This window comes from Streptomyces sp. NPDC100445, assembly GCF_044759735.1.
Classification (GTDB): Bacteria; Actinomycetota; Actinomycetes; order Streptomycetales; family Streptomycetaceae; genus Streptomyces.
Window position 1 is genome coordinate 81,972 of record NZ_JBIVZV010000004.1, and the last position, 25,854, is coordinate 107,825.

Sequence of the window (25,854 nt, forward strand, 5' to 3'; positions counted from 1 at the left end):
AGCTTGGCGACCCGCTCGACCTCCTAACTGGACAGCGGGACCTGCGGATCGGCGGTGACCAAGCAGCCGATCACGCCCCACAGGTACAAGGGCCGCCTCGAAGGCGTCCAGGGCGAAGGAGCTGCCACCCATGCGGGACGGGGCGCCCGCGCCGTGATGCCGAACAGGGCACACAGCCGGTCCTGTTCGGCTCGCGAGCCCTCCCAGTCATCGGCCCGGCACCGGCGGTAGAGGCGGACGTAACCGTGCGAGTCGACGTTGGCTACGCCGGGTACGGCCCCGTCGGCACCCAGGGCTAGGTTTTGTCTCTTTGGTCAGCGCCGTGTCCGGATGAGGATGGCGGCGAGGTGGAGTGCGGCCTGGTAGGTGATCGCGAGTTTGTCGGTTCGTGTGGCGAGGCCGCGCCACTGTTTGAGGCGGTTGATGCCTCGCTCGACGGTGTTGCGCTGCTTGTGGGCATCCGCATCGAACGAGGGTGGGCGCCCGCCTTGGTGGCGTCGCCGCAGACGGTGGCGGATCTGGTCGGACGGCTGCGGGATGACCGCGCGGATCTGGTGGCGTCTCAGGTGGCCGCGGATCGCGCGGGATGAGTAGGCGCGGTCGGCCAGGACCGAGGCAGGGCGGGTCCGGGGCCGGCCGGGGCCGGTTCTGGGCACGCGGATGCGGGCCATGACCGTCTCGAAGGCGGGTGCGTCACCGGCCTGGCCCGTGGTCACGGTGATGGCCAGGGGCCGTGCATGGCCGTCCGCGACCAGGTGGATCTTGGTGCTCAGTCCGCCGCGGGAGCGTCCGAGTGCGTGGTCGGGCGGCTCGTCTCGGCTTTCGGCCCCCTTTTGCGGGCGCCGGCGGTGTGCTGGTGGGCGCGGACGACGGTGGAGTCGACCGACACGGTCCAGCCGATGTCGTCGACGGCGTCGGCTGCCGCGAGGATGGCGGCGAGGATCTTCTCCCACGTGCCGTCGACGGCCCACCTGATCAGCCGCTTATGAGCGGTTTTGAAGGAGCCGGGTTCGTCGGGCAGTTCTCGCCAGGGCGAGTTGGTGCGGTACTTCCACGCGATGGCCTCGAGCGTGCGGTGGTCGGCCCACCGACGGCCGCGCACCGGATCGGCCGGCATCAGCGGCTCGATCCGGTCCCACATCGCATCAGTGATCACTAACCGGACAGGCACACCCGATCAACTGATCAACCCATCAAAGAGACACGCTCTAGGCTGCCGGTCATGAATCCGGCCATGACCAGCGGTGTGACCACTGAGCCCGCCATCCTTGACGCCATGGAGCTGACTTCCGACCCGGAGCTGGAGGTCCGGTTCGCGGAGTCGGCCCACCAGATCCTGGCGGACCTGGTACGTGGAGGTGCCGCGCTGGGCTGGGTCGAACCACCCTCGCGGGATGAGGTGGCGGAACTTCTCGGCCACGTCGTCTCTGCGGTGCAGGCCGGGGATGCGGCCCTGCGTGCCGCTTACCGCGACCGTCGGCTTGTGGGGTTGGGGTACTGGCTGCGCTACCCCCGACCGACCCATCGGCCACACGCCGATCTGGAGAAGATCGCGGTAGATGCTGCTGCCCATGGTCGTGGCGTCGGTCGGGCGCTGACCGCTGCTTTGATCGCTGACGCCCGGGAGGCGGGTATCGAGGTCCTCACCCTGGACGCCCGTGGCGACAACACCAATGCCCTGCGCCTCTACCGGTCGCTGGGCTTCACCGAATACGGCCGTCTCCCCGACTTCGTCGCCGTCGGCGAACACCGCTACGACAAGGTCTTCTACATGCTGGACTTCCGCCGGCAAGGCTGACCACTGCCACGGACGAAGGCCCGGCGGCGCCCCGCTCCGGTTCGCGATCTTCCATGCGAGAGTACGTGCCCGCACGCGGAGATACTGATGATCCCCCTACGGGGCACTCAGGCGTCGGCGATTTGCAGGGCTAGCGCGAAGTGCTCACCGTCCGTCCCCGCGAGCAGGCTGTCGAACACTGGGGTGAGCCCGTTCACTGCGCCGCATCCGGAGTCGTGGTTGGTCCACCAGCTGGCCTCCGGTCCGAGCGAGGACACCACCCGGTCCGCCGCGCGCTCGGCGGTCTCGACGGGTAAGTGCTGGTGGCTTGGCCAAACCAGGTCGACGGCCGCGATATGGGCCAGGAACGAGGCGGCCGCGTCTGTCTCCACCGGTTCCAGAGCGGCGCAGATCTCAGGGACGCACGGCATTGCGTACCCGAGGAGGAAGCGCCGCCATGCCTCGTCCGCCGCGATCGCGGCCAGCAGTGTGCGGATCCGGCCCGCCAGCTCTGGCAGGTCCGGTTCTGGCTCGGTGAACCGCCCGGCCGCCACGTACACCCGCATCGGCGTCGACAGCTCTGCCATGCCGGCTTCCAACTCGGCGAGGACTCCCATGGACGGGGATTCTGCCGTACGCTCCCGGCTCCTCGACCCGCACCCGGGTCAACTAGAGCGCTCACCGGCCAACTCGAGCGCTCAGTCACATCGTGCTCCGTCACATTGAGATCGGAGCCTCCGCACTCGCGTGTTCGATTTACTGTTCGATAGCGTGAGGGGTGGAGATGGTCCGGATGAACGAGGGAACGACACAGGTCGGATGGTCGACGGTGCTGCATGTGCGCTGCCCTGACCGGCTGCCCGAGGAGACCTACCGGCGGGTGCTGGAGCTGCTCACGGACCTGTCACCGGTGGTACAGGCGTTGCCCCCGACCGCGGCCCTGGTCGAGCTCAAGGGAGCGTTGCGCTATCACGGCACGGACGCGGCCCACCTGGGCGATATCCTCTGTATCCGGTCCATCTCCCGCCTGGGCGTCGACCTGCGGATCGGGCTCGGCCCCACAGTCACGGTCGCGGCGACCGCCTCCGCCCAGATCACCACCCCGGGCGGAGTCCTCGCCGTCGCCCCCGACGAGGTCGCCGACTGGCTCGGCCCGCTGCCGGTCCAGGCCCTGCACGGCATCGGTCCCCGCCAGGCCGCCGCCCTGAGCGACTACGGCATCCACACAGTCGGCCTGCTCGCCGCCGTCTCCCCGGCGACCGTGCAGCGCCTGCTGGGCAAGAAGGCCGGCCACCTCGCCGCCGACCACACCCGCGGCATCGACCCCCACCCCGTCGTCCCACGCGTCCTGCCGGCCTCCGCCGCCGTCCGCCATCGCTTCCCCCACCACACCCTCGACGGCGCCACCGTCCGGGCCGCCCTGCTCAACCTCGTCGTCCAGCTCGGCATCCAACTGCGCCACCGCGGCCAGGCCGCCCGCGCCCTGACCCTCACCCTGGCGTTCGCGGGCGGCACCAGCTGGGAGAAGACCCGCCGCCTGCCCGAACACTCCGCACACGACGAGGACCTGCGCATCCTCGCCTACCAGCTCATGGACGCAGCCGGCCTGCAGCGCGCGCCTGACCTCTCTCATGCTCAAGGGCGAGGACCTCATCGACGCCGGTCAGGTCGCCCAGCAGATCAGCCTGGACACCGCCCGCGAGTCCCGCCTCGTCGCCGAACAGGCCATGGACCGCATCCGCGACAAGTTTGGCCCTGGCGCCATCGGGCCGGCCGCCGTCATGCCCTTGCGCCGCGCCTCATGACCCATCTCCTCGTACGGAACCGCCTCGCGTCACCAGCTTGGGCCGCTACCACCTGCTCCTCGAATTCGGCGGTCTGCCGGTCCAGCACGGCTGGTGGGGCCGCGAGGAGACCGCGCGGGACAAGTTCCGGCGCTGGGTCGGCGAGTACGGGAACATGCCCGGCGCCCGGATCATCCTCACCGACGACAAGACCGGCGACGTCCTGGCCGCCTGGCCCCACCCGCGGTAGCGGAGACGCCCGGCTATCCGACGGCCGGGCCGCCCGGGGTGTGACGGGCGGCCTTCTTCACGACCTGCTCCATCTCGTACCGGTTGGCCCCCACCGCTTCGGCGTGCGCGGTGACGGCCGCCTGGACCGTCTCGGACGCCTGGCGCCAGCGGCGCCACTGGGCGTCGTAGTCCTTACCGGTGAGGCCGGTGAGCTTGACCCGCTCGCCCTCGGCGGATCGTTCCAGCGCGATCAGCTCATCGGGGACCTCTGCCACGGACACGGATCTTAGGCGGCCCGCGGTATGTGCCGACGATCCGACTTGGGTGCAGTTCCTTTGAAGGGAAAGGCGCGTCTGGGCTGGGCGTGGCTATGAAGCGTCGGCGTAGGCGAGGTGGGTGCCGCAGACGGTGCAGCGGAAGAGCATGGCGCTTGCGCCCTGCCCGAGGTGGGTCAGGAAGTTCTCGAGCCGGGATGCGTCGTGCCAACCGCCGATCCGTAGGTCGGTTCGAAGCTGGTCGAGTGCGTCGGGGAGGGCGGCGAGTTCGGTGTATCCGACCTCACCGATGAAGGCGGCCGCGTCGTTGCAGTGGACGAGCCAGTGCGGGTCCTGCCAGGCGTGGAAGCCGGGGGTGCGGCGGGTGACGTGCTCCAGGGTCTCCTCGCTGACGCCGTCGAGCCCGTACGAGTCCGTGAATTCACCTTCGAATCGTTCAGCGGCGCTGCCGTCGGCGATGCACCAGGGGCAGAACTGCCCGTTGACGTCCTGGGCTGTGTAGAAGGTCGCGGTGTAGATCCACCCGGTGCTGCGCTCGCAGCAGGCACAGGTCTCGGCGCTCTCGCGGATGGATCCGCTTGCGACGGGTTCGGGGTGGTGGCGGAAAGAGGGCAGGGCGGCGCTCACTGAGCCTGCCTGTGCCAGGAGGGAGCCGCGTCGACGCGGGTGGTCTTCGCGGCGGTGGGCACGCCTGTGAACCTCATGGGTCGCACTCTGTCCGCAAGTAGTCCCGTGATCAAGCGGCGAGGTCCAACCGCCACTGGTCCGGGGTGGGGTAGAGGCGTTCGTGCTCGCGTGCGGTGTGGAAGTGCCAGTAGGGATCGAGGTCGCCGTTGGAAACGATGGCGCGCAGTCGCAGGACGGCTCCGGCTCCGGGCAGGCCCCAGCGGGCGCCGGTGATATCGAGGCGGTCGGCGATCAGGTGGCGACAGGCGCCCTCGACCGCGCCGGTGGCGATCGGCCACCCGTTGTCGAGCGCGGTGTCGTAGTGGAGCTCATCGAGGTGGCCCGTAAGGTAGCGGTGGCAGGCGGCGTCGACGGCCTCGCGCCGGGCGGCTGACAGGTGATCCCGCTGGGCCTGGACGGCATCTCGGCGGGGGCGCGGCGGCGCGAACGGCGTGGCCCGAGAGGATCGCGGTCAGATGGTCGGCCGCCCATGCCTCAGCCTCGGTGGTGCCCGGTTTATGGAAGGCGTGGGCGGCGGCCCAGACGTAATCGGCGACGTGCACGAAGTCCAGCAGCACGTGGACCGTGACGCCGCGTCGGGCGGTCTCGGCGCTGATCAGGTCGAGCTAGTGGCGAGCGCCGTCGACCAGGACGATCCACGGCCGGCCTGGCCGGAGCCACGGAAGAAGCTTCCGCCGCGGCCGACGCGGCTGGATCCGTACAAGCCGTTGATCGACGAGATGCTGCGGGCCGACTTGGATGCGCCGCGCAAGCAGCGGCACACGGTGAAGCGGATCTTCGAGCGACTGCTGGATGAGCACGGTGCGGACGAGATTTCATACCAGATGGTCCGTGGATATGTCGCTGACCGGCGTGAGGAGATCCGGGTCCAGGCCGGACGAGGTGTGGTGGAAGCCTTCGTCCCGCAGACGCACAAGCCCGGAGCGGAGGCGGAGGTCGACTTCGGCGACGTGACGGTGCGGCTGGCCGGCGAGCTGGTGACCTGCTACCTGTTCGCGTTCCGGCTTTCCTACTCGGGCAAGGCCGTCCACCGGATCTTCGCCTCGGCAGGTCAGGAGGCGTTCTTCGAGGGCCACGTCCACGCTCTCAACACGTTGGGCGGGGTGCCGACCGGGAAGGTCCGCTACGACAACCTTAGGGCCGCGGGTCGCCCAGGTGCTGGCTTCTCCCGGCATCGCGTCGAGGCCGAGCGCTGGACCGCGTTCCGCTCCCACTACGGCCTGGAAGCTCTCTACTGCCAGCCCGGAATCCGCGGCGCCACGAGAAGGGCGGGGTCGAGGGGCAGATCGGCTGGTTCCGCCGCAACCACCTCGTCCCGGTGCCCGAGGTCGCGACGCTCGCCGAGCTCAACGCGTTGATCGACCGGTGGGACCAGGAGGACGAGGATCGCCGGATCCGGTCCCGTCCTCGCACGATCGGCGAGTACTTCACGGCCGAGCAGCCGCTGCTGGCGCCGCCTTGACCAGGCCATATCTCGTGCTCTGACTCCGTGGCAGAAGCCGCGGGCCGTCCACGACCCCGGCAAAATCCTCCTGGACGTCGCCCTGGCGGTCGCACTCGGCGGGGACTGTCTGGCAGACGTGGCGATGTTGCGGTCCCAACCGGACGTGTTCGGCCCGGTCGCCTCCGACCCGACGATCTCCCGCCTGATCGACTTCCTCGCCCCCTCCGGCGAGAAAGCTCTGCGGGCCATCCGATCCGCACGGTCCGAAGTCCGCACCCGTGTCTGGTCGTTGGCGGACAAGAACGCCCCGGACACCGATGGACAGGTCGCGGTCGATCTCGACGGCGTTCTCGTGCTCGGGCACTTTGATAAGGAGGACGCGGCAGCGACCTGGAAGAAGACCTACGGCCATCACCCCCTGACGGCCTTCGTCGACCACGGATCCGGCGGGACGGGTGAGCCGGTCGCCGCCCTTCTCAGACCGGGGAACGCGGGCTCGAATACGGCGGCCGACCACATCAACACTGCTCAACTGGCCCTGGCCCAGCTGCCGAAGAAGTACCGGCGGGGACGGCAGACGCTGATCCGCACAGACTCCGCCGGCGGCACCCACGACTTCGTGTCCTGGCTCGCCCAGCGAGGCCGATGGCTTTCCTACTCCGTCGGCATGGTCATCACCGAAGCGATCCACGAACACGTCCTGAACGTCCCGGCCGCGGCCTGGACCCCGGCAGTCGAGGCGAACGGCGAAATCCGCGACGGTGCCTGGGTCGCCGAACTCACCGGCGGCCTGCTGGAAGGCTGGCCGAAGGGGATGCGGCTCATCGTCCGCAAAGAACGGCCCCATCCCGGAGCCCAGTTGAGGATCACGACGCGGACGGCATGCGGATCACGTGCTTCGCCACGAACACCGCCGACACGCCGATCGCCGAGCTCGAACTCCGCCACCGGCTGCGGGCTCGCGCGGAGGACCGCATCCGGGCCGCCCGGGCCACCGGCCTGCGCAATCTTCCCCTCCACCACACCGCCCAGAACAAGGTCTGGCTGGAGATCCTCCAGATCGCCCTCGACCTGCTGGCCTGGATGCCCATGCTCGCTCTCACCGGCAAGGCCCGCCTCTGGGAGCCCCGCCGCCTACGGTTCCGCCTGTTCACCGCGGCCGCCCAGCTCGTCACCACCGGCCGGCGCAGAATCCTCCGCCTCGCCCGGTACTGGCCCTGGACCGGTGAGATCACCACCGCCCTCGACCGGCTGACCCTCCTGCCCAACCCCGGATGACCAGCATCCTTCCCTGTCCCAACGACAGCACCACCCGCCCCGGAGTAGTGGAACCCGGCGCCCACCCGACACGACAGCCGGGCCACCGGCCTGTCCGGCATCCATCACGGAAAGCGAAAGAGTCCGCCGACTCCGTCGACGGACCCTCACGAAAGATCGAGGCTAGAGCGGCCCTCCGGATCCGCGCACGTACGAAAATCGCTGCCGTTCTCCAGGACTTCCTGCGTTCAGGCTCCGATGCAGCCGTCTATCATCTGTGTGAGCCGACCGGCCAGCACTCCTCAGTGCGTCTGTCCGGCGGTGTCGAGCGGGCGGGGCGGGTGGAGCGGTGCGTTGGAGAGTGCGCAGGAGTGCCCCTCGTGAAAAGGCCGGGGACAGACTGCCTGGTGCTGGGCCCTCGAACCGGTGTAAGGCTCAGGGCGATCTGTGGCAGGCATGGCTGCGGCATTCGGTGGTGGGCGTCGATCTGCTCATGTGGTGGACGAACGCAAGGAATCTACGCGGCCTGGTGGGGGACGGCCGTTATCGGGAACGTCTCATCGCCCTGCTGTCTCAAGCGTCACCGCGGGACTGCGCGGCCATAGGGCTCGGTTGTGAACGTCGGATCGACCGGCCATGCCGGGAACCGCAGACTTGCAGCCGTCCCCCCGCCGAAGGCCCGGCCGCCGATGCTCCGGAGTTCCGCATAGGCCCGATACCGGGGGCCTGTAGCTCCTTCGTGGACTGCTGGAGGGGAACCGGGCTGCACGTGGAATTCACCTCCGACGACCGTCATCGGGCCGTGCACCTGAAGGACAAGACCGAGAAGGTCGGCGTGTGGGTGGATGGTGTCCCACTAGCGGAGGACGCCTGGCTGGACGTGTCCGGGTACTGGGTCGACGACCGGTTCTACGTGGTGCAGGCCGCAGGCCCGGAGGGCCATCCTGAACAGGAGCTCGCTATGGGCCATCTGGGCTGCAGGGTTCTCGCTGTGGTCATCCACGACGTCCAACAAGCCACTACCCGGATGATCGTGCCGGACGCCACGGAGACGTGGACCGATCCATGTGTGCGTTTGGACGGCAGCACATTGCGCCTGTACGCGGATGGGGCCACCGCCGAGGCCGGCAGTCCGGCGCGATTGTTTCCTGCCGTACCACCGTCGGTCTGACGTTTCCTGCCCGGGTCCCCGGACGACACCGGGTGCAGATACACCGTCCCGGCGACAAGGGCGAGGACTATATTCGGTCACCGCCAGACCAGGCCAGTGCTCGGCGGAGAGATCATCATGTGGGAATGACTGAGAACCGATCAACTGTGGCACCGATTGTGGTGCGGCTCGCCCAGTACACGAAGGCGGACCAGGAGGAGATCCTTGGCATCAGCGATGATCCCTTCGGTGTCGCCTGGACCGGTCTGACCTGGCTGCCGAAAGAAGAGCACTTCGGCATCCGGCACGACGGCCGCCTCGTGGCACACGCCGGCCTGCTGCGACTGCCTGTTGCGATCGGCGACGCCGAGACAGAGGTGGTGGGCGTCGGTGGGGTGGCCGTCTCACCCGGCATGCAAGGTCAGGGCCTCGCTCGCCTCGTCGTCACAGCTGCCCTGGAGCACGCCCGAACGATGGGTCCTCAACACGCACTCCTCTTCTGCCGGCCTCCCCTCGTGTCGCTCTACCAGCGCCTCGGATGGCACCCGCTCGACAAGGACGTACTCGTCGAACAACCCGAAGGCCGCCTCGTGACCATGCCGCTGCGGACCATGGTGACGCCCCTGCGCGACGATGCCCGGTGGCCCTCAGGGCCAGTACGGCTGTCCTCACTCCCTATGTGACGGACCCCTTTAGCAAGAGCCGCGCAGCGCGGCGACGCAGGGTTCACCCATCTCGCACCGGTGTCATTTCGCACCAAGATTTTCCGGCTCTGCAATCGACAAGCACTGCTCAAACTCGGTGACGAACGGTGTCGATTCCCGGTTACGAAGCCAACCGGGCACACTCCGGCATCCGGACCGCCCGGAACAGTTCGGCCTCGACAGCTCGAAGAAGAAAAACACCTACTCAGGGTGTGAGAGGGAAGAGACGCCCTGCCCAGTCGGTTCAGCGTGAACACCACATGCGTGGCCCCTCGGGTGGGGATCTCGTCTCGGAAGACCTCTTCGAGCCCACGGACGCCGGCGCGCGGCGACAAGCCGACCCATCTCTGTCGCGTGGCAGAGATGGGAAAAGGTCGTGGGTTCACCTTTTCCAAAGGGCGCTCGAAGCCCGACTCGCGGGTGAAGCGTCCATAACGGTACGCGGGTGGACCCAGGTTCGTCCGTGCCCGCCGAACTGGCGGCGGCCTACGGTCGCCAGTAGAAACCGACAGGAGGGGATTTCAAGGGTCTATAGCCGTGGAGGCGCCGTCACGCTCTGGAACATGTCGGATGAGGAGGGGTCTGCGGCCCCTTCTACCAGTGGGCAATGGCCGGTGGCGTATACAGTCAGCAATCGGCTGGACGCCTCTCTCGTTCAGCCGGGTGCTGCTGCCGATTGGGGGGCTGCTGCGGAAGGTCTTCGAGCCGTGTTGCTACCTCCATGGACTGCCGCAAGTCGGACTCGAACCGCTGGGGGTGTGCCTCGGCGAGCGTGCGGCGGATGCGGATGGCTTCCTGGATCGCGGCCAGGGCTTCTTCCCGCCGCCCCACCTCACCCAACCGATTGGACAGGTTGTTGAGGGACATGGCGAGGGTGGGCAGGTATACATCCGGGTTCGCCTCGGCGAGCGTGCGGTAGTGGCCGGCGGCTTCCTGGATAGTCGCCAGGGCTTCCTCCCGCTGCCCCGTCTTCACCAATCGGACGGAGAGATTGTTGAGGGACATGGCGAGGTTGGGCAGATAGGCGTCCGGATTCGCCTCGGCGAGCGTGCGGCGGATGCGGATGGCTTCCTGGATCGCGGCCAGGGCTTCTTCCTGCCGCCCCACATCACCCAGCTTGCTGGACAGGTTGTTGAGGGAGGTGGCGAGGTTGGGCAGATAGGCGTCCGCGTTCGCCTCGGCGAACGCGCGGTAGTGGCCGGCGGCTTCCTGGATCGCGGCCAGGGCTTCCTCCCGCCGCCCCACATCACCCAACCCATTGGACAGGTTGACGAGGGACATGGCGAGGTCGGGCAGGTAGGCGTCCGGGTATGCCTCGGCGAGCGTGCGGTGGATGCGGATGGATTCCTGGATCGCGCTCACGGCTTCCTCCCGCCGTCCCACCTCACGCAACCAGACGGAGAGGGGATTGAGGGACCTGGCGAAGTTGGGCACATGGGCCGGGTTCGCCTGCGCCAGCACGTCGTAGTGGCTGGCGGCTTCCTGGATAGTCGCGAGGGCTTCCTCCCGCCGTCCCATTTCACCCAACCGCACGGAAAGATTACTGAGGGACATGGCGAGGGTGGGCAGGTGGGCGTCCGGGTTCGCCTCGGCGAGCGTGCGGTAGTGGCCGGCGGCTTCCTGGATCGCGGCCAGGGCTTCCTCTCGCCGCCCCACCTCCCCCAGCAGGTTGGAGAGGTTGTTGAGGGAGGTGGCGAGGGTGGGCAGGTGGGCGTCCGGGTTCGCCTCGGCGAGCGTGCGGTAGTGGCCGGCGGCTTCCTGGATAGTCGCCAGGGCTTCCTCCCGCCGCCCCACCTCAACCAATCGGACGGAGAGGTCGTTGAGGACCCTAGCGAGGGTGGGCAGGTAGGCGCCCGGGTCCGCCTGCGCGAGCGCCCGATAGTGGCCGGCGATGGTTCGGGCGAGGCGGACGGCGGTACCGGCGAGGCGCCGACTGGAACGAGGGAACAGAGCGCGGAGTCCGTCGAGGTCGTCGGGAGTGGCGGAGGGATCGGTGGTGAGGGCGTCGAGGGCGGCGATGAGAGGGGCGGGGTGGCCGCATTGGACAGCTGTGGTGATGATCTGGTCGGTGAGCCGCGCGTGGTGGCGTAGGCACAGGTTGGTCAGGTGGGTGTCGAGGCGGTGGCCGAATACCCGGTGGGCGGCGGCGCGGCTGTAGACCATAAGCAGTTGTTTCTTCTGGACGTCGTCGGCGCCGTCCAGAAGTTGGTCCGCGAGGTCGGGGTCGGCGTCCAGAGCGCGTCCGATGTGACGTTCGGCGAGGCGGTCGGGCTGAAGCGCGCCCCACGGCCGGTTCGGGGTGGTGGCCGGGTAGAGGTCGCCGATCCAAGCGGTAACCGCGTTGCGGCGGTCACGGGTCTGGTCGGCCAGGGACGGCAGGCGGCGCCAGGTGTGGTCGGCCTGGCGGCGGTCGGCGGCGCCGGTCAGGTGGGCGGCGGCCAGCGCCTCTTGCAGCGTGCCCGGAGACAGCTGCGGTGTGAGGCCGCGGACGGTAGCGCTGCGGTGCCAGTAGCGGTGTTCGTGCCCCAGCAGCCTGTCCTCCACCTCCCATGTCGACTGACCCGCCGCACCATCCGAGCCTGGGCCGGCGGATAGGGCCGTGGTGGTGTCGAGGAGATCGGCCAGGGCGGTCATGTGGAGGGTCAGGGCGTTGCCGTACCCGTCCTGCTCCAGCCGTGGCAGGGGCAGCGTGGCTGCTGCCGCCTGCCAGTCGTTCATGGCCAGGCCGTGGACATCGGGCAGCGCGGCGGCCAAGGCGCGGGCGGCGTCCCGGTAGGACTCGGGCCGGTGGGCCGGGTCTGCTTCCAGCGGGGGCAGCAGGTGGACGGGGGCGGTGGCGAGGTAGTCCTGGGCAAGGCTGGTGGCGGTCTTTGCCCGAGTCCACCAGTCGCCGTCGGTGCGGGCCAGCAGCAGGATTTTCAGTGCGGTGGTGCCCGGATGGTCGGCGGCGGCCTCGGTCAGTGCGGTGAGCTGCGCGGTACGGTTCTCGGCGTAGTCGAGCACGATCAGCAGGGGCTTGGAGGCGTGCCGCACTTCCCGTAGTTCGGCGGCGGTGGCGTCGGCCCTCGGCCACAGGACGGCCCACCGGTCGGCCGCCAACAGCCGGGCGAGGTGGTGGGCGAGTCGGGTCTTGCCCTGCCCGCCGGCCCCGTGCAGCAGCCAGGCCCCGAACCCGCCCGGTACGCACCACGCCCGCAGGCGTTCCAGCAGATCCTCGCGGCCGTGGAAGGGAACCGTCTGTCGCCCGGCCTGCAGCAGGGCCGCCGGTGATCTGAGGCCGCCAGGCGGTGCGGTGCCCACCGGGTCGGCCAGGTCCTGGAATTCCACGCCCTCCAGGCCGGCTGGGGCGGCGCCGTGTTCGGCCAGCGCGGCGCGGAACGCGGGGTCGTGGTGCAGGACGTACGCGGGCACGACGTTCAGCTGCCCGTGGGCGGAGTGCGCACGGTCGGAGGCCACCACACCGGCCAGCAGACGATCGCAGAACATCGCGGCCCCCGACAGGCCACCCCACGGCGAGGTACCGGGAAGCGACCACTGCGGAGGGTGCTGGAACAGGTCCATCACATACTGGTTCCCGGCGAATCCGCTGCCCGGATTCACCCGCCCCTCCAACTGGGTGGCCTCCACCACCGGACCAGCCGCCGGATCGTCCCCCGAGCGCTGGGCCACATCTGGTACACCCCAGGTCTCACATCCCGTGCCGGGGCGGTCCGTCACCATACGGCCCCAGCGCACCGCGCCCACCGGCGCCCGCCAGCGCGTGTCGTCGTCCACGAGGACCAGCGCGGCGTCATCACGCCCGCCCGGCGTCCCGCACCACACCACCACCCCGCCCAGCGCGCTGTCCCCGCCGGGGTGGAATACCTCCACCCGCTCACCGCTGCGGGCCGCAACGTGAGCGGAGATCAGCACCAGCCGCCCGCCCACCGCATACCCCGAACCCGGGTACCCCGACCGGGACACCCCCACCAGGCGCGCCCGCTCCACCTGACCCCCAAGTCCTATCGACAGTCACCGGCCCCGACCGAGGACGCCGCTACCCGGCGGCCCCCCTTCCGCTCAGTCCTCGATACGCCCCGACGTGTCCCCGGGACCCGCCTGCCGTCCTGGCGCACCGCCCACCAGCAGGTCACCGCCGTGCGCATTCCTGGGCGTCAGCGTGAACGCCACCCGGTGCGTACGGCCACGTGACATCCCGGCCTCGGTCTCCGCACCCACGGCCCACAGCCTGAACCCGGCCTTCGCCTTCGCGTCCGCCCGCAACTCGACCTCGAACTCCATATTCACCGGCCCCACCGCGAACACCACATCCGGATGCACCCCGCCCACCGCCGCCGCCGCGATCAACTCGTCCCGCATCGCCGCCACCGCCTCCACCAGCGGAATATCCATCACACCCACCCCGATCCGACACGCCGTCACGTCATCACTTGAACCGTAGGACCAGCACCCCACACCCCGCAGCCGAACCCGCACCACAGAAGGCCGCCGCCCAGCTTTCTACCGGGTTTGGGCCAAACGGCGCACCATCGGAAACGGCCGTGTGCCGCTCGGCCCGCCAGCGGGTCCGTAACAACCGGGTCCTTGACCCGGCACCGCGTTGGCCTGCCATGGGCTTTGGGCTCGTACCCCAGAGCAGACCCGTCCCCGCCGGGAACCCACCTGCCCGTCCAGTCCGACAATCGCACTGCCGCTACTCGGCCGCGTGGTCGATGTGGGGCACTGGGGGAGAAAACGCCCCGTTGCGCAGGCTGTGTTCGACCAGCCCGGGCTGGTCGACGGTGCCGGTGTAGCGCAGGGCCGCGCCGACGGACAGGCCGAACAGGACGCAGATGCGGCGGGGGTCGCCGCCGGTGGCCTCGGCTTCGTGGAGGAGGCGGTCCTCGCGAAGCCGGCTGGCGGTGATGCCGAGTACGTCGTTGATCCAGACGTGGCTGACCGGCTCCACGCCGCAGCCCGTGGTCTGGGAGACGAACAGGTGGGAGTTCGCGGTACGGGGCCACCGGTGGTTTCGGTAGTCCAGATAGGCCGCCAGGCGGGTCCTTACGGGGTCGGCGAGCAGGACCGCCCGGTTCGGCAGGAGCAGTCGGCCGTCACGCAGGTCGGTGGTCTTCAGGCCGCGCAGTTGTCCGGTGGTGAGCGCGTGGAAGATGGCCAGCGAAGCCAAGGCCGCCCGAGGTATTTCCTGGTCGTGGAGGACTCTGCGGAGGTCGTCGACCTCGACCGGCAGGGGAATCGTGGTAGTCGGCATGCCGCAGAAGATCCGGGCGGTGGGGTCGGTGAAGATGATCCGCCGGTTCTTCAAGGGACGCAGGATGTGCCGCAGGCCCTGGAGCATGTCGACGCGCGGGGTTCCGCTGGCGGGCAGGACAGCGACGACGTCGGCCCGGGTGATGGACCTCAGCGACTCCTTGCCATGGTCCGCCCACGCAGGCGGCAAGCCGACCGCCACATCCCCGTGCGGGGTGGCCGAACCGGCGCCAGCCACGGCATGTCCAGCCGAGGGTCTGCTTGAACAGGCGGAAGGTGTGCTCGATGTCGAAGCGTCGCAGGTATGCCCGCCAGAGACGGTCGGCGTCTGCCGCAGTGGCGTCGGTGCCCGACCACCGCAGCCAAACCGGCTTCGGTGTTGCGCCGCTGGGCCCGCATCCTCGTCGACGTCGGTGACGGCAGTGGTTTCGCCACCGCCGGGCACTTGGCCGCCTACGCAGGTCTCGCGCCCGCCACCGGCAGATCCGGCTCGTCCATCCGCCGCTGCCCGGCTCGTGGCTGGTCGGCCTCTCCCACGTCGACCGTCTACCCCTCGCCCGGCCCGTCCCCGCTGGACGTCCTGCCGCACACGCCCGAGGGCAAGCCGGTGCCCGGCGGCTTCCGGCTCGGGGTCTCGCCCGGGATGGTCAAACACCAGGGCACCCAGACCATCCTCTGGGCAGAGCAGCAATTCGATCAGCACTGAGCGGCTGAAGCATCTCCGCGCCACGCTCTCCACAGGGAATCCGCCGTCGACCACCCCACAGAGGACTCCATGCACACGCATCCGAAGCGCCTCGCCAGCCTGCTGCTGGCATCGCTCATGAGCACTTGCCTTCTTGCTGGCTGCGGCAATGATCAGCGCACCGACGATGGTCATGCGAATGACCAGGCGCTGCGCCGGCAGGAGGAACGCGCCCGTCAAGTAGCTGACGCATGGCACGCATCTGCGGCCGCTGCTGCATGGAAACAGGGCTACTACCCGATGGCCGACCTGGTGCAGAAACCGGCCTCCGGGTGGCACAGCAAGGCGGACGAGCACGCCTACGAGACGAAGAACTTCACCCTGCGCGGCCATCTCCCCAACACTGCCGCCACCCGCGGGAAGGTGGACTGCGGAAGCGGAAAGACGCTCACCCGCCCGCTGATCGGGGCAAATCAGGCGTACCAGTCGTTCGCCCTCAACCGCAGTGACGGACCTCGACTGACCGTGACGGGAGCGACGCTCGGCACCACGACGATCGCGACGAGTCGAGGCAAAGCGACCGTTCCCGCGTGGCTGTTCACCCTGGAGAGCTACGACGTTCCGCTCAAACGGGTCGCCGTCACCCCCTAAAAGCTTCCCAGGCCACCGATCGGACAAGCTCGGCAAGACTCTGCCGGCGGTCTCAGGAACGTCGCCCGGCTAGCCGGGACGGCAGCAGACGGTCGATCCATCACGGTAAGGGCCACACACGGATCCTGCGACGACGGCCCCGTCGTCAAGGCCCTGGAAACGCCGACCGGCTCGACATCACCGGCAGCCGGTGGAGCCTCCCCGGCGCGGAAGCCGTCCTCACCCTCCGCGCCGTCATCAGCAACGGCGACTTCCCGCAGTACTGGACCTTCCACACCCACAGAGAACGCGAACGCCTCTACCTCCGGCCCGACCAGCACAACTACGAACTCCTGGCCTGACCGACGAGCTCACTTCAGAAGAGCCACACCCAAATCCTTTGGCCGCTGCACAGTTGAGCACTACGCACGTCTTGCCCAGATCGAGCTCGATGCCCATCGCAACGTCGTCACCAATGCCGAACCCCGGCCATGGTTCGACAAGACCTGAGCTCCATCTCACGGCGATTCGAGCTGCCGGGACGCGAAGTCCCAGGGTGTCTCGGACGTGTGCCACCCTGAGTGAGGAGGCGGCGAGACGTTCACCCACCGCCCCCTCACTGGAGTGCCGTGGCCCCTGCTACCCGGCCGCCCCGACCAGCGCGCGCGGAGCCCGCATCAGGGCGGAGGGCGGTGCGCCCTTCTTCGGGTCCGTCGGGGCCGGCGTCTGGGCTGTGGCCGACGGCTTTGGTGCGATCACGCAGTTGGACTTGCCGGATTCCGCTTCACCGTTGATGGCGGTGACGCAGAATTCGTAATTCCAGACGCCGGGGAACAGGAAGGCGATCCCCCGGCTGGTCTCGTTGGTGATGTAATCGTCGACCTTGAACCCGCTGCCGTCGTGCTTGGACCCGCTGCTGTCGTCGACGTTACGGACCCAGACGCGGTAACCGGCGGCCCACACAGACCCGTTCCACGACAACTGGACGGTAGTGGCGTCGGTGGAGGTGACCTTCAGACCGGTGGGCGCCGGAGGTGTGCCGGCCCCGACGGTGACGGACCGGGCGACGCCCGGCATACCGCCACCGGCGACGTTCCACGTGGCCACCGCGACGAGGTAATGGTGGGCCGGCTTCAGCCCGTCGATATGCACCGAATTTCCTCTGACCGCAGTGCTGTTGAGGAACGCGCCGGGGGTGTCCCTGTCCCAGGTGGTGATCTCGTACCGGTCGATCGTGTCGGTATACGGGCCGGTCGCCGCGTCCCAGGACACGTCAACGCCGGTGGCGGTGGCCCGGGTGACGATTCCCTTGGGGGCCGCGGCGGTTTTCGGGTGCGCGACACCACCGAGCGTGTGGGACCACTCGGACTTCCCGTCCTCACCGTTGTCGGTACGGACCTGGTATTCCCACTCCCAGCCGTCGAGGGTCCAGGTGGTGTCGAATCGGGCCGCTTTGACCGGTGTCTCGGTCCAGGTGCCGGTACCCTTGATCCGGTGCCGGACGGTGTATCCGCGGGCGCCGAAGACCGGCTCCCAGTCCAGGGTGATGCCGCTCGGGCCGGAGTCGACCCAGATCGTATCCGGCGCGAGCGTCGGCCGGTCCGGGATGCGCGCGGGGATGTCGATCAGCTGGCTGCCGAGACCGTAGCTGTTGTGCAAGGTGCGCACGAACGCCTGGGCGATCTGGTACTCGCCCAGGGCGTTGGGATGCAGCCCGTCGTAACCGGCAGGGCAGTCATGCGCGTCGCAGCTGTAGTTGCCGGCCCAGTCGACCAGGGCCACGCGGGACCTGTCGTTGTTCCACGACGGGATCGCGTCCGCGAGCATGCTGTTGTATTTCGTCGTGTTGACGGGCAGGTCGTCCCGGCCGCCGATGAACGTCCGCTGGGGAACGTTGGCCACAGCGAAGTCGAGGTCCGGTTTGACGGCGCGGGCCTGGTCGACCAGCGCCCGCATACTGTCCAGCGTGCCTTCCGGGCCGCTGACGAACCAGCCCATGTCGTTGAAGCCGAGCCCGACCAGGAGCAGGTCGGGCTGGTACTTCGCCACCTGCTCGGCGATCAGCGTTTTGTCCTGCGCCGCCTGCCGGCCCCAGACCGAGAAGTGGTCGGGGTCGAAGTCCTTCGCGACCCCGGGGGCATACGCGCCCGAGGTGACGGGAGCGCTCTGAGCCGGTGGCGGGGCTTCCCCCTGCAACGGCGGCACGGGCGGGGGCTTGGGGGATTCCTGAGGACGGGTTCCCTGGTACGGACCGACGAAATCGACGTCGATGTGCTCCTTCTTGAACCATTCCCAAAGGCGGTAACGCCAGGTCCAGTCACCTTCGTAGCCCTGGCTCATCGAATCGCCCACCACCATCACCTTCAGTGGCACCTTCCCGTCGCCGGCTCGTGGTTCCGCGACCCAGTCCATGACGAGGGCCCAGCGGATGGCGTCCTCGAACGCCTCGGCGATCTTCTTGTTGCCGGAGTCGTTCGGCGTCAGTCCGTCACCGGACAGGTCCTCGGTGGTCACGGCGCCGGTGTCGGCCAGAACGACGTGCCGTCCCGCGCTCTGCCAGGCGCCGACCATCCCGCGGATCTCGGCGTTGTAGGCGGTGATCCGGGCCTGGACGGCGGGGTCGGTCGCGGGACCCAGGGTGGCGAGTGCCACGACCGTGCCCGGGTTGTCCTTCTCGATCTGGTCGACCAGGTCCTTCAGCCGCTGCGCGGCGCCGTCCTGCTTGCCGTCCCGCATGTCGTACGTGCCGGCCTGTAGCGTCACGATGTTGGGCCGGTACTTCGGCAGGGCGGTCGTGGACCGCTTGGCGATGTCGCTGATCTGCTCGCCGGGAGCGCCCTCGTAGGCGGGGTCCCCCTTCTGCCCCGTAGAGCCGGAGCCGACGAAGTCCACCGGCACGTCCCGCTTTTTGGAGACGAGCGAGATCAGGGCATAGAGCGAGCCGGCCAGGGTGGCGCCGTAGCCGATCTTCTCGGCGGTGCCGAAGGTCGAGTCGCCCAGCGGCATCACCTTCAGCTCCGGCGGTTCCGCCGCCGCCCGCATGCCGTTCCACCACACGGGGTAGTGGTCGCTGCTGCCTCCGTTCATACGGCTCGCGGTGGCGTCGCCGGCGTCCCCGTCTGAACTGACGAAGTAGTCCAGTTCGTTGCCGCTCTGGTGGGTGGGAAGTCCGGAGTTGTAGACACGGGCGCCGATCGGGAAGGTGCCGCGGCGCTGAAGCGTCCGCGGGTCGATATTGAAATCGCCGCCGGCCGTCCAGCGGTACTGCGCGCCCCAGGAGCGGACGGAGTCGCGGATCGCCGTCAGCAGGGTGTTGGAGTCACCGCCGCCGCCCGACAGGCCGTGCACGTTGAAGTACCAGTCGTCTCCGAACCGGACGCCCAGCGCGGCCCGGCCCCGCTGGATCGGGTTGGTGACGACGCGTACCTCGTCGGGCTGGTCATGGGTGATGGTCGCCAGGTTCACCCGGCCACCTTGGCCCCGGCCGGCGTTGTCGTCGGTCTGGATGAAGAAGACGTGGTACGGGCTGGGCTGCAGCCGGCTGCTGAACGGTTGCCAGGTCGAGTGCCGGACGGTGTCACCGTCCGCGGTGGTGACGTCCGGCTGGCGGATGGCGTGGCTCGGGCCCTGGGGCCCGGCTTCCTGGATCAGGACGATCTCGGCGGACCTGGCGTAGCCCTGGACCTGCGAGGACCACTTGCTGGCCGTCGCGTCATCCTCGCCCTGGATGTTGTTGGTGATGATCGACGTCTGCCGCAATGGCGCCGCGGCGGCGGGGGAAGCTCCTGGTGCCACGAGGAGTGCCGTACCCAGGATCGATAGCGTTACCAGTGCCGCCCTGGGTCTGGTCACCAGACGTAACCGGGCCAGTGCACCGGTGAGGTGTTCCTTTAATGCGTTCACCACAGCAAGGTTAATGGAGTTTACATCTATGTGATCTGCACGATCGAGCGGCATACGGCGTCCCGCGGCGCACAGTCCACGCGCCCGGAAGCCAGTGAGCCTTTTCCAACTTGGTTCGTGCGCATGGCGGTTGGGCTGACAACGTGGTGAAGCCCCTGGTAGATGGGTTTTCGACCAAGAGAACCGTCTCCACCAGAGGCTTCACGTGCTTGTCTACCCGTCGGGTGTCGACGTGTCCAGCTCTGCCCTCCGCTTCCTCACGCAGCAGTTGCGACGGCACCGCCGTACGATCGGCTCCCGTTGGCGGTGCCTGAGCGCTGGCCGTCAGGCTTTGCTCACACTCGCCCATCTGCGGGTGGGGCACACGTATGCCCAGCTCTCGGCCGGGTTCGGCGTCGCAACCACGACGGCCTACCGCTATGTCACCGAGGCCGTCGAACTCCCGGCCACTCTCGCCCCCAGCCTTCACCGACGCGGTGCGGACCGCCTCGGTGAAGGCATTCGTGATCCTGGACGGCACGCTCCTGCCGATCGACCGCATTGCCGCGGACCGGCCGTTCTACTCCGGCAGACACAAGAAGCACGGGATGAACGTGCAGGTCATCGCAGCCCCCTTCGGCCCACTGCTGTGGACGGCACCGGCCCTGCCCGGTGCCGTCCACGACATCCGCGCGGCCCGCGAACACGGCATCGTCGACGCCCTCGCCGAGACCGGCACCAAGTGCTGGGCCGATAAGGGTTACCGGGGGGCCGGCGGCACGGTCCGCATCCCGTGCTGGGGACGGTGGGAGACCCTCTCCGCAGACCAGCAGGCGGTCAACCGGTCCCACGCGAAGATCCGGACCCTCGTCGAGAAGGCCGTCGCCACCCTCCAGTCCTGACGGCTCCTGCGCAAACTACGGTGCTCGACCAACCGGATCACCAGCCCCGGCCAGGCCGTCCTCACCCTCCATCGAGCGGTCCGGCCCGGCCCACAGGGGTCAGGGTGCGTGTGCCGGAGCCGGATAAGGGCGTGTCATAGCTCGACGAACCAGGACCGCGTACCTACGTCGGCAGTCGGACCGGCGCAGGCCGAACGTGTAGACCCCTGTCGAGATCATCCAGGTGGTGTCGTCGGTCAGGACCGCTTCCAGCTCGGGCACATTCAGCTCGTCCAAGGCGTGGGCGTACTTCGCCACAGTCGCTGGAGTTCGGTGATCACGAGACCACCGTCAGCACGATCTTGCCTTGGAGGTGGCCCTGCGCGGCTCGCGTGTGTGCGTTGACCGCTTCGGACAGCGGGTAGGTGCTGTCCACCCCGACCTGGAGCTTGCCCTCATCGAACAGGTGCCCGATCTCGGTGAGCTGGGGACCATTGGACCGCACCTGAATGTTCGAGACGGTGATGCCCAGATTCGCCGTCTCTTCCGGGTCGTACTCGGCGAAGAACACCGGAAGCATGGTGCCGCCGCGCTTGAGCACGGTCAGAAAGCGTGAGCTGTCCGGGCCACCGACGGTGTCGATCACCAGGTCCGCACCGCTGACCACGTCCGCGGCCTGCGTCCTGGTGTAGTCGATGAACTCATCGGCGCCGAGCTTGCGCAGGAACGGCTCGTGCCGGCCCGAGGCCACCGCGATGACGTGTGCCCCTTTCCATTTCGCCAGCTGCACCGCGAAGTGGCCCACTCCACCGGCGGCCCCGTTGACCAGCACGGTCATCCCTGGCGTGATCGGCACCGGCTGGTGCACCTGGCCGGTGAAAGGAGACGGCACCTCGTGGCCGAGATCAACCAGGTACTGCCAGGCCGTGAGCACGGCCATCGGCGCCCCAGCCGCCTGCACGTGGTCGATACCGGCCGGCTTGTGGGCCAGGTCCGAGGCCGGCGCGGCCACGTACTCGGCGTACGTCCGGCCGTCGAGTCCGGGGAACCGCAGCATGCCGAAGACCTCGTCACCGACGGCGAAACCCAGCACGTCCGGAGCGACCGCCTGGACCACGCCCGACATGTCCGTGCCGGGGATCAGGGGGAACTCCAGCGCCGGCCTCATCTCGGCCGGCATGATCTTCATCCCCTCACGCAGGTACCAGTCCGGCGGGTTGATGCCCGCCGCGTGCACCCGGACGAGCACCTCGCCCGGGCCGATCTCGGGAACCGGCACCTCCTCGTACCGCAGAACTTCCGGCCCGCCCGCTTCGTGGAACTGGATCGCCTTCATCGCCTGTCGCTTTCCTGGGGAGACGTTGCTCCTTCAGTCAAGGCCCGGGACGGCATCGCCGTCCAAGACCGGTTCGGCAACCTGATCATTCCGAAACGGCATGACACGTACGCTGCAAGAGTGAACGATCTCGGACAGGACCTGGAACTGCGGCTGGTGCGCTACTTCACCGTGGTGGCGGCACACCAGCACTTCGGCCGGGCCGCCGCCGACCTGCATGTGGCCCAGCCGGCGCTGAGCCGCCAGATCCAACGGCTCGAGAAGTATCTCGGCGCCCGGCTGCTGGACCGCGTGCCCCAGGGGGCTCGGCTCACTCCGGCCGGCCAGAGCTTCCTCCCCCGGGCCCAAGCCCTCCTGAAGGCCGCCCATGAGGCCGAGCTGGCCGTGCGTGAACAAGCGGAGACCGAACGTATCGCCATCGGCTACGTCGAAGACCTGGTGATCACTGCCGCCGTACGGGAACTGCGCCGTCGTCATCCGGACGCCGAGATCGCCACCCGGTACCTGAGCTGCCGCGACGTCGGGGCGCTGTCCGAGAAGCGCGTCGACGCCCTGATTGCGCGGGCCCCGCTGCCGTTCGCCGCCGACGACGTGTTCACCACCCCGCTGTACGAGGAGCCCCGAATGCTCGCGGTCCCGCGCGGCCATCCCTTGGCCGACCGCGCGTCGGTGACCGCGGAAGAGCTGGCCGGCGAGGAGGCGGCGCCGTGCGCGTTCGAGACCGCGGACTGGACTTCCTACCGGATCCTCGGGGCCGGCGTGCCGCCGATCGAGAGCTACGAGGACAAGCTCGAACTCGTCGCGAGCGGCAGGGCGATCGCCGTGCTACCGGTCGGCGATCGGCGTAGCTCGCTGCGTCCCGACCTCATCACCGTCCCGATCGAGGGCGCTCCCCCGAGCCAGGTCGTCCTGGTCAGCCGCAAGGGCGACCCGAATCCGATGATCAGGAATCTCCGGCTGGCGGCCAAGGCCGTCCTGACCGCCCCCGCGGCCTGACCGGGACCGCCGGCCCGCTTGGCGCTGAACCGCACCAAGCGGTGTTCGGACTCGGAACGGGACGGCGGGACGGGGTACGTCACGTGGCCGCCGGGCACGGGACGTGCCGCAGGGGCGGGTGGACCGTTATCCAGCCGCCCCTGTGTCCGGGCGTCAGTCGACCCGGTCGTTGAGCCCCTCCGACCGATACGCCGGCCGGGCGAGGGCGGTGGCCGTCGTGCCGACGACCGTCAGCGAGGCTTCACGGGCTCGTCTCCCCGCCATGATTCCGACGTCAGTGAGGCCAGTCCGCCATTGGCCAGTCCCTTGTAGGTGACCGTGCGGGCCGGGCCCAGCTCATGGGCGAGTCGTTCCGAGAGGTGCCTCCCTGTTCGGAAGAGGAGCTGCCACTCGTCGGCGTACCTGTCCTCCTCCCGGTGCGTGAGGTCCAGTTCCAGCGTCTCGTCGATCTGCCGTGACCATGTTTTGAAGGCCGCGACCAGGTCGTCGGGAAGGTACAGGCCGGCGGCAGGGTCGTCCGGGGGAAAGTAGCCGAACCCCTCGGCGCGCAAGGGATACGTCCTGGCTTCGCCCTCCACCGTGATGTCGAGCGGGTGCGGCGGGTTGCCGTGGGTGCCGGCCGTCCGGTGGAGGCGGTCGCACCCCCAGCACACGAACTTCTCGTCCTGGTGCTGTTCGTCCCAGTAGCGCACCACCCATCGGGGGCCGAGAGACCTCGCCACCCTTCGCGCGATATCGAGGCCGCGTTTGACGTGTTTGCGCAACGCCGGCCGGGATGCGGTACCACCCTCGGAGAACGACTGTGCCCACTCCGTCAGCTCGCGCGCCAGGGCGGCGGGCAATCCCAGTACGGCGTCGTCGGTCGCGGTCTCCAGGGTGAAGTCCTCGCGCCGGGCGCCCATTGGGGCGTCGGTCCGGTACAACGGCGACCGGCCGGCCACCGCTCGGATGAAGAGGTGTTCGGGCATGCTGTCGGATCATGCCGGATTCGCTCCGATGACATAGTTGTGACCGACGACATCGCCTCGGGCCCAGTCAGGCCACCGAGCCAGTTCGTCGCTCTTCAGGTCGAGATCGCCCGGGCGACCGACGTCCCAGGTCACCTCCCACTCGACGCGGTGCCGGGCCCATCCGTATGCTCCGAGATATGGCTGTGCCCGAGCGGGACGCATCGGACATCGGACCCGACACCGCCGTCGGACCTGACCTACGGGTCGCCTCCCCAGCGGGGAAGTGGGTCCTGTTGACGACCGTCCTCGGATCCAGCATGGCCCTGCTGGACTCGACGGTCGTCAACGTCGCCCTGCCGGCCATCGGCCGTGACATGGACGCGAGCCTCGCCGCGCTCCAGTGGACCGTCAACGGCTACATGCTCTCGCTGGCCGGGCTGATCCTGCTCGGCGGCTCGCTCGGCGACCGCTTCGGACGCCGGAGAATCTTCGTCGTCGGCGTGGTCTGGTTCGCCGCCGCGTCGCTGATGTGCGGGCTCGCGCCGAACGTCGGCATCCTCATCGCGGCCCGCGTGCTCCAGGGCGTCGGCGGGGCGCTGCTCACCCCCGGTTCGCTGGCGATCATCCAGGCCTCCTTCCACCCCGCCGACCGGGCCCGGGCCGTCGGCCTGTGGTCGGGCTTCGGGGGCGTCGGGGCCGCCGTCGGGCCGTTCCTCGGTGGCTGGCTGGTGGACGGGCCGGGCTGGCGCTGGGTCTTCCTGCTGAACATCCCCGTCGCGCTGGTCTGCGTGCCCGTCGCCCTGCGGCACGTCCCGGAGTCCTCCGGCCCCTTCGACGCGGGCAACGCCGACAGCGCAGGAGTCGCGCCGCACCGCCGCTTCGACGTCCTCGGGGCCGTCCTCGGCGCGGCGGCCCTCGCGCTGGTGACGTACGCCCTGATCGGGGCCCGGAGCGGCTCCGTGCTCGTGCCGGTGACGGCGGTCGCGGGTGTGGCGGCGGGCGTGGCTTTCGTGCGGGTCGAACGGCGGCGGCCCGATCCGATGATGCCGCCGGACATCTTCGCGTCGCGCCAGTTCACGGCCGTGAACCTGGTGACGCTGTGCGTCTACGCGGCTTTCGGCGGCTTCTTCTTCCTGACCGCGCTCCAGCTCCAGGTGGTGGCGGGCTACTCCGCGCTCGAAGCCGGTACGGCCCTGCTGCCGACCACGGCCCTGATGCTGCTGTTCTCCGCCCGCTCCGGCGAACTCGCCCAGCGGATCGGACCGCGCATCCCGCTCACGGTCGGCCCCCTGCTGTGCGCGACCGCCATGCTGCTGATGCTGCGGGTCGGCAAGGACGCCTCGTACGTCGTGGACGTGCTGCCCGCGCTGGTGGTGATGGGCCTCGGCATGGTCACCCTGGTCGCGCCCCTGACCGCGACCGTGCTGGCCTCGGTGGACACCGGGCGGGCCGGGCTGGCGAGCGGCATCAACAACGCGGCGGCCCGTGCCGCCGGTCTCGTCGCCGTGGCCGCGCTGCCCGTGCTCACCGGGATGGGCTCGGAGGCGTACCGCTCGGCGGACGCCTTCGACGCCGCGTTCCGGCGCGCGATGCCGCTCTGCGCGGGCGTGCTGGTGGTCGGCGCGGTGCTCGCCTTCACGACGGTGCGGCGCCCCGCCCCGGACTGCCGGCGCCCCGAGTGCCGTACCCACGGCTCGATCCTGGCGCCGCCGCTGGAACCCCGCCGCACCGGTCACGGCACCCTCGGCCCCGCGGGCCCGGACACCCCCGGCACGGGCCCGATACCCTGACCGCGTCCGGGTTCACGTGCGGCCCCTGACCGTGCCCGCGCGGAAAGGCGCCGGTGCCGCTCCGCCGGGCGGTGGACCGGGTGCGGGCATGCGCCGGATTGGAACCCCTGACCGAACCAGCGATCGGCCCCGTGGCAGCGCTTGA

Annotated in this window: 19 protein-coding genes and 6 pseudogenes; 14 read left to right on the forward strand and 11 right to left on the reverse strand. The window is 69.2% G+C overall.

Annotated elements, in window-relative coordinates; all coding sequences use genetic code 11:
• Positions 1–23: 23 nt before the first annotated feature.
• Both ACIQVT_RS12095 and ACIQVT_RS12100 read right to left on the reverse strand, forming a co-directional pair.
• Positions 24–299: pseudogene (locus ACIQVT_RS12095) on the reverse strand (dihydrodipicolinate synthase family protein); the annotation flags it as partial.
• A gap of 15 nt (positions 300–314) precedes the next feature.
• Positions 315–1,141 (reverse strand): IS5 family transposase gene (locus ACIQVT_RS12100; RefSeq protein ID WP_403751777.1). Its coding sequence is split into 2 segments (ribosomal slippage): positions 315–805 and positions 805–1,141, totalling 828 coding nucleotides; the frame shifts between segments, so codons are not numbered across the junction.
• A 93-nt stretch (positions 1,142–1,234) separates the two neighbouring features.
• Here ACIQVT_RS12100 and ACIQVT_RS12105 point away from each other — a divergent pair.
• Positions 1,235–1,798, forward strand: a complete 564-nt coding sequence (locus ACIQVT_RS12105; RefSeq protein ID WP_403751779.1) for a GNAT family N-acetyltransferase — start codon at positions 1,235–1,237, stop codon at positions 1,796–1,798.
• Between the two features lie 107 nt (positions 1,799–1,905).
• On the opposite strand, the gene ACIQVT_RS12110 is transcribed toward ACIQVT_RS12105, so the two are convergent.
• A complete protein-coding gene (locus ACIQVT_RS12110; RefSeq protein ID WP_403751090.1) occupies positions 1,906–2,394 on the reverse strand; it encodes a hypothetical protein in 489 nt (162 codons plus the stop codon).
• 176 nt (positions 2,395–2,570) lie between these two features.
• Here ACIQVT_RS12110 and ACIQVT_RS12115 point away from each other — a divergent pair.
• Both ACIQVT_RS12115 and ACIQVT_RS12120 read left to right on the forward strand, forming a co-directional pair.
• A pseudogene (locus tag ACIQVT_RS12115) lies at positions 2,571–3,582 on the forward strand (hypothetical protein).
• Between the two features lie 37 nt (positions 3,583–3,619).
• The gene (locus ACIQVT_RS12120) at positions 3,620–3,811 is read left to right on the forward strand and encodes a hypothetical protein (RefSeq protein ID WP_403751092.1); all 192 of its coding nucleotides are present in this window, start codon (positions 3,620–3,622) and stop codon (positions 3,809–3,811) included.
• Between the two features lie 13 nt (positions 3,812–3,824).
• Here ACIQVT_RS12120 and ACIQVT_RS12125 read toward each other — a convergent pair whose 3' ends face one another.
• The gene (locus ACIQVT_RS12125; protein ID WP_403751094.1) at positions 3,825–4,067 is read right to left on the reverse strand and encodes a hypothetical protein; all 243 of its coding nucleotides are present in this window, start codon (positions 4,065–4,067) and stop codon (positions 3,825–3,827) included.
• Between the two features lie 93 nt (positions 4,068–4,160).
• Entirely contained in the window at positions 4,161–4,694 is a 534-nt protein-coding gene (locus ACIQVT_RS12130; RefSeq protein WP_403751096.1) for a CbrC family protein, read from the reverse strand.
• A gap of 181 nt (positions 4,695–4,875) precedes the next feature.
• Between ACIQVT_RS12130 and ACIQVT_RS12135 the strand changes: the two genes are divergently transcribed.
• From ACIQVT_RS12135 to ACIQVT_RS12155, 5 genes and pseudogenes are all read left to right on the forward strand, one after another.
• Entirely contained in the window at positions 4,876–5,127 is a 252-nt protein-coding gene (locus ACIQVT_RS12135) for a hypothetical protein (RefSeq protein WP_403751098.1), read from the forward strand.
• A gap of 124 nt (positions 5,128–5,251) precedes the next feature.
• Positions 5,252–6,112: a hypothetical protein gene (locus tag ACIQVT_RS12140; RefSeq protein ID WP_403751100.1), complete on the forward strand. Its 861-nt coding sequence runs from the start codon at positions 5,252–5,254 to the stop codon at positions 6,110–6,112.
• Between the two features lie 27 nt (positions 6,113–6,139).
• A pseudogene (locus tag ACIQVT_RS12145) lies at positions 6,140–7,476 on the forward strand (IS1380 family transposase).
• 748 nt (positions 7,477–8,224) lie between these two features.
• Positions 8,225–8,626 carry a hypothetical protein gene (locus ACIQVT_RS12150; RefSeq protein WP_403751102.1) on the forward strand — a complete coding sequence of 134 codons (402 nt, stop codon included), beginning with the start codon at positions 8,225–8,227 and terminating at the stop codon, positions 8,624–8,626.
• Positions 8,627–8,751: 125 nt separating this feature from the next.
• Positions 8,752–9,288, forward strand: a complete 537-nt coding sequence (locus tag ACIQVT_RS12155; RefSeq protein ID WP_403751104.1) for a GNAT family N-acetyltransferase — start codon at positions 8,752–8,754, stop codon at positions 9,286–9,288.
• A gap of 648 nt (positions 9,289–9,936) precedes the next feature.
• Here the strand turns inward: ACIQVT_RS12155 and ACIQVT_RS12160 are convergent.
• From ACIQVT_RS12160 to ACIQVT_RS12170, 3 genes are all read right to left on the reverse strand, one after another.
• A complete protein-coding gene (locus ACIQVT_RS12160) occupies positions 9,937–13,179 on the reverse strand; it encodes a tetratricopeptide repeat protein (protein WP_403751106.1) in 3,243 nt (1,080 codons plus the stop codon).
• Between the two features lie 189 nt (positions 13,180–13,368).
• Positions 13,369–13,731, reverse strand: a complete 363-nt coding sequence (locus tag ACIQVT_RS12165; RefSeq protein ID WP_403751108.1) for a trypco2 family protein — start codon at positions 13,729–13,731, stop codon at positions 13,369–13,371.
• 271 nt (positions 13,732–14,002) lie between these two features.
• Positions 14,003–14,749 carry a hypothetical protein gene (locus ACIQVT_RS12170; RefSeq protein ID WP_403751110.1) on the reverse strand — a complete coding sequence of 249 codons (747 nt, stop codon included), beginning with the start codon at positions 14,747–14,749 and terminating at the stop codon, positions 14,003–14,005.
• A gap of 192 nt (positions 14,750–14,941) precedes the next feature.
• Between ACIQVT_RS12170 and ACIQVT_RS12175 the strand changes: the two are divergent.
• From ACIQVT_RS12175 to ACIQVT_RS12185, 3 genes and pseudogenes are all read left to right on the forward strand, one after another.
• Positions 14,942–15,076 (forward strand): annotated as a pseudogene (locus tag ACIQVT_RS12175) (transposase); the annotation flags it as partial.
• Between the two features lie 258 nt (positions 15,077–15,334).
• Entirely contained in the window at positions 15,335–15,895 is a 561-nt protein-coding gene (locus ACIQVT_RS12180; protein WP_403751112.1) for a hypothetical protein, read from the forward strand.
• A 164-nt stretch (positions 15,896–16,059) separates the two neighbouring features.
• Positions 16,060–16,236 (forward strand): annotated as a pseudogene (locus ACIQVT_RS12185) (ISKra4 family transposase); the annotation flags it as partial.
• Between the two features lie 277 nt (positions 16,237–16,513).
• On the opposite strand, the gene ACIQVT_RS12190 reads toward ACIQVT_RS12185, so the two are convergent.
• The gene (locus ACIQVT_RS12190; RefSeq protein WP_403751114.1) at positions 16,514–19,669 is read right to left on the reverse strand and encodes a GDSL-type esterase/lipase family protein; all 3,156 of its coding nucleotides are present in this window, start codon (positions 19,667–19,669) and stop codon (positions 16,514–16,516) included.
• A gap of 313 nt (positions 19,670–19,982) precedes the next feature.
• Here ACIQVT_RS12190 and ACIQVT_RS12195 point away from each other — a divergent pair.
• Positions 19,983–20,736 (forward strand): annotated as a pseudogene (locus tag ACIQVT_RS12195) (transposase family protein); the annotation flags it as partial.
• A gap of 238 nt (positions 20,737–20,974) precedes the next feature.
• Here the strand turns inward: ACIQVT_RS12195 and ACIQVT_RS12200 are convergent.
• On the reverse strand, positions 20,975–21,973 hold the full coding sequence (locus ACIQVT_RS12200) for an NADP-dependent oxidoreductase (protein ID WP_403751116.1): 999 nt from the start codon (positions 21,971–21,973) through the stop codon (positions 20,975–20,977).
• Between the two features lie 120 nt (positions 21,974–22,093).
• Here ACIQVT_RS12200 and ACIQVT_RS12205 point away from each other — a divergent pair, with 120 nt between their 5' ends.
• Positions 22,094–22,969: a LysR family transcriptional regulator gene (locus ACIQVT_RS12205; protein ID WP_403751781.1), complete on the forward strand. Its 876-nt coding sequence runs from the start codon at positions 22,094–22,096 to the stop codon at positions 22,967–22,969.
• A gap of 230 nt (positions 22,970–23,199) precedes the next feature.
• Here ACIQVT_RS12205 and ACIQVT_RS12210 read toward each other — a convergent pair whose 3' ends face one another.
• A complete protein-coding gene (locus ACIQVT_RS12210) occupies positions 23,200–23,937 on the reverse strand; it encodes a hypothetical protein (RefSeq protein WP_403751118.1) in 738 nt (245 codons plus the stop codon).
• A 179-nt stretch (positions 23,938–24,116) separates the two neighbouring features.
• Between ACIQVT_RS12210 and ACIQVT_RS12215 the strand changes: the two genes are divergently transcribed.
• The gene (locus ACIQVT_RS12215; protein WP_403751120.1) at positions 24,117–25,709 is read left to right on the forward strand and encodes an MFS transporter; all 1,593 of its coding nucleotides are present in this window, start codon (positions 24,117–24,119) and stop codon (positions 25,707–25,709) included.
• The last annotated feature ends 145 nt before the right edge of the window (positions 25,710–25,854 follow it).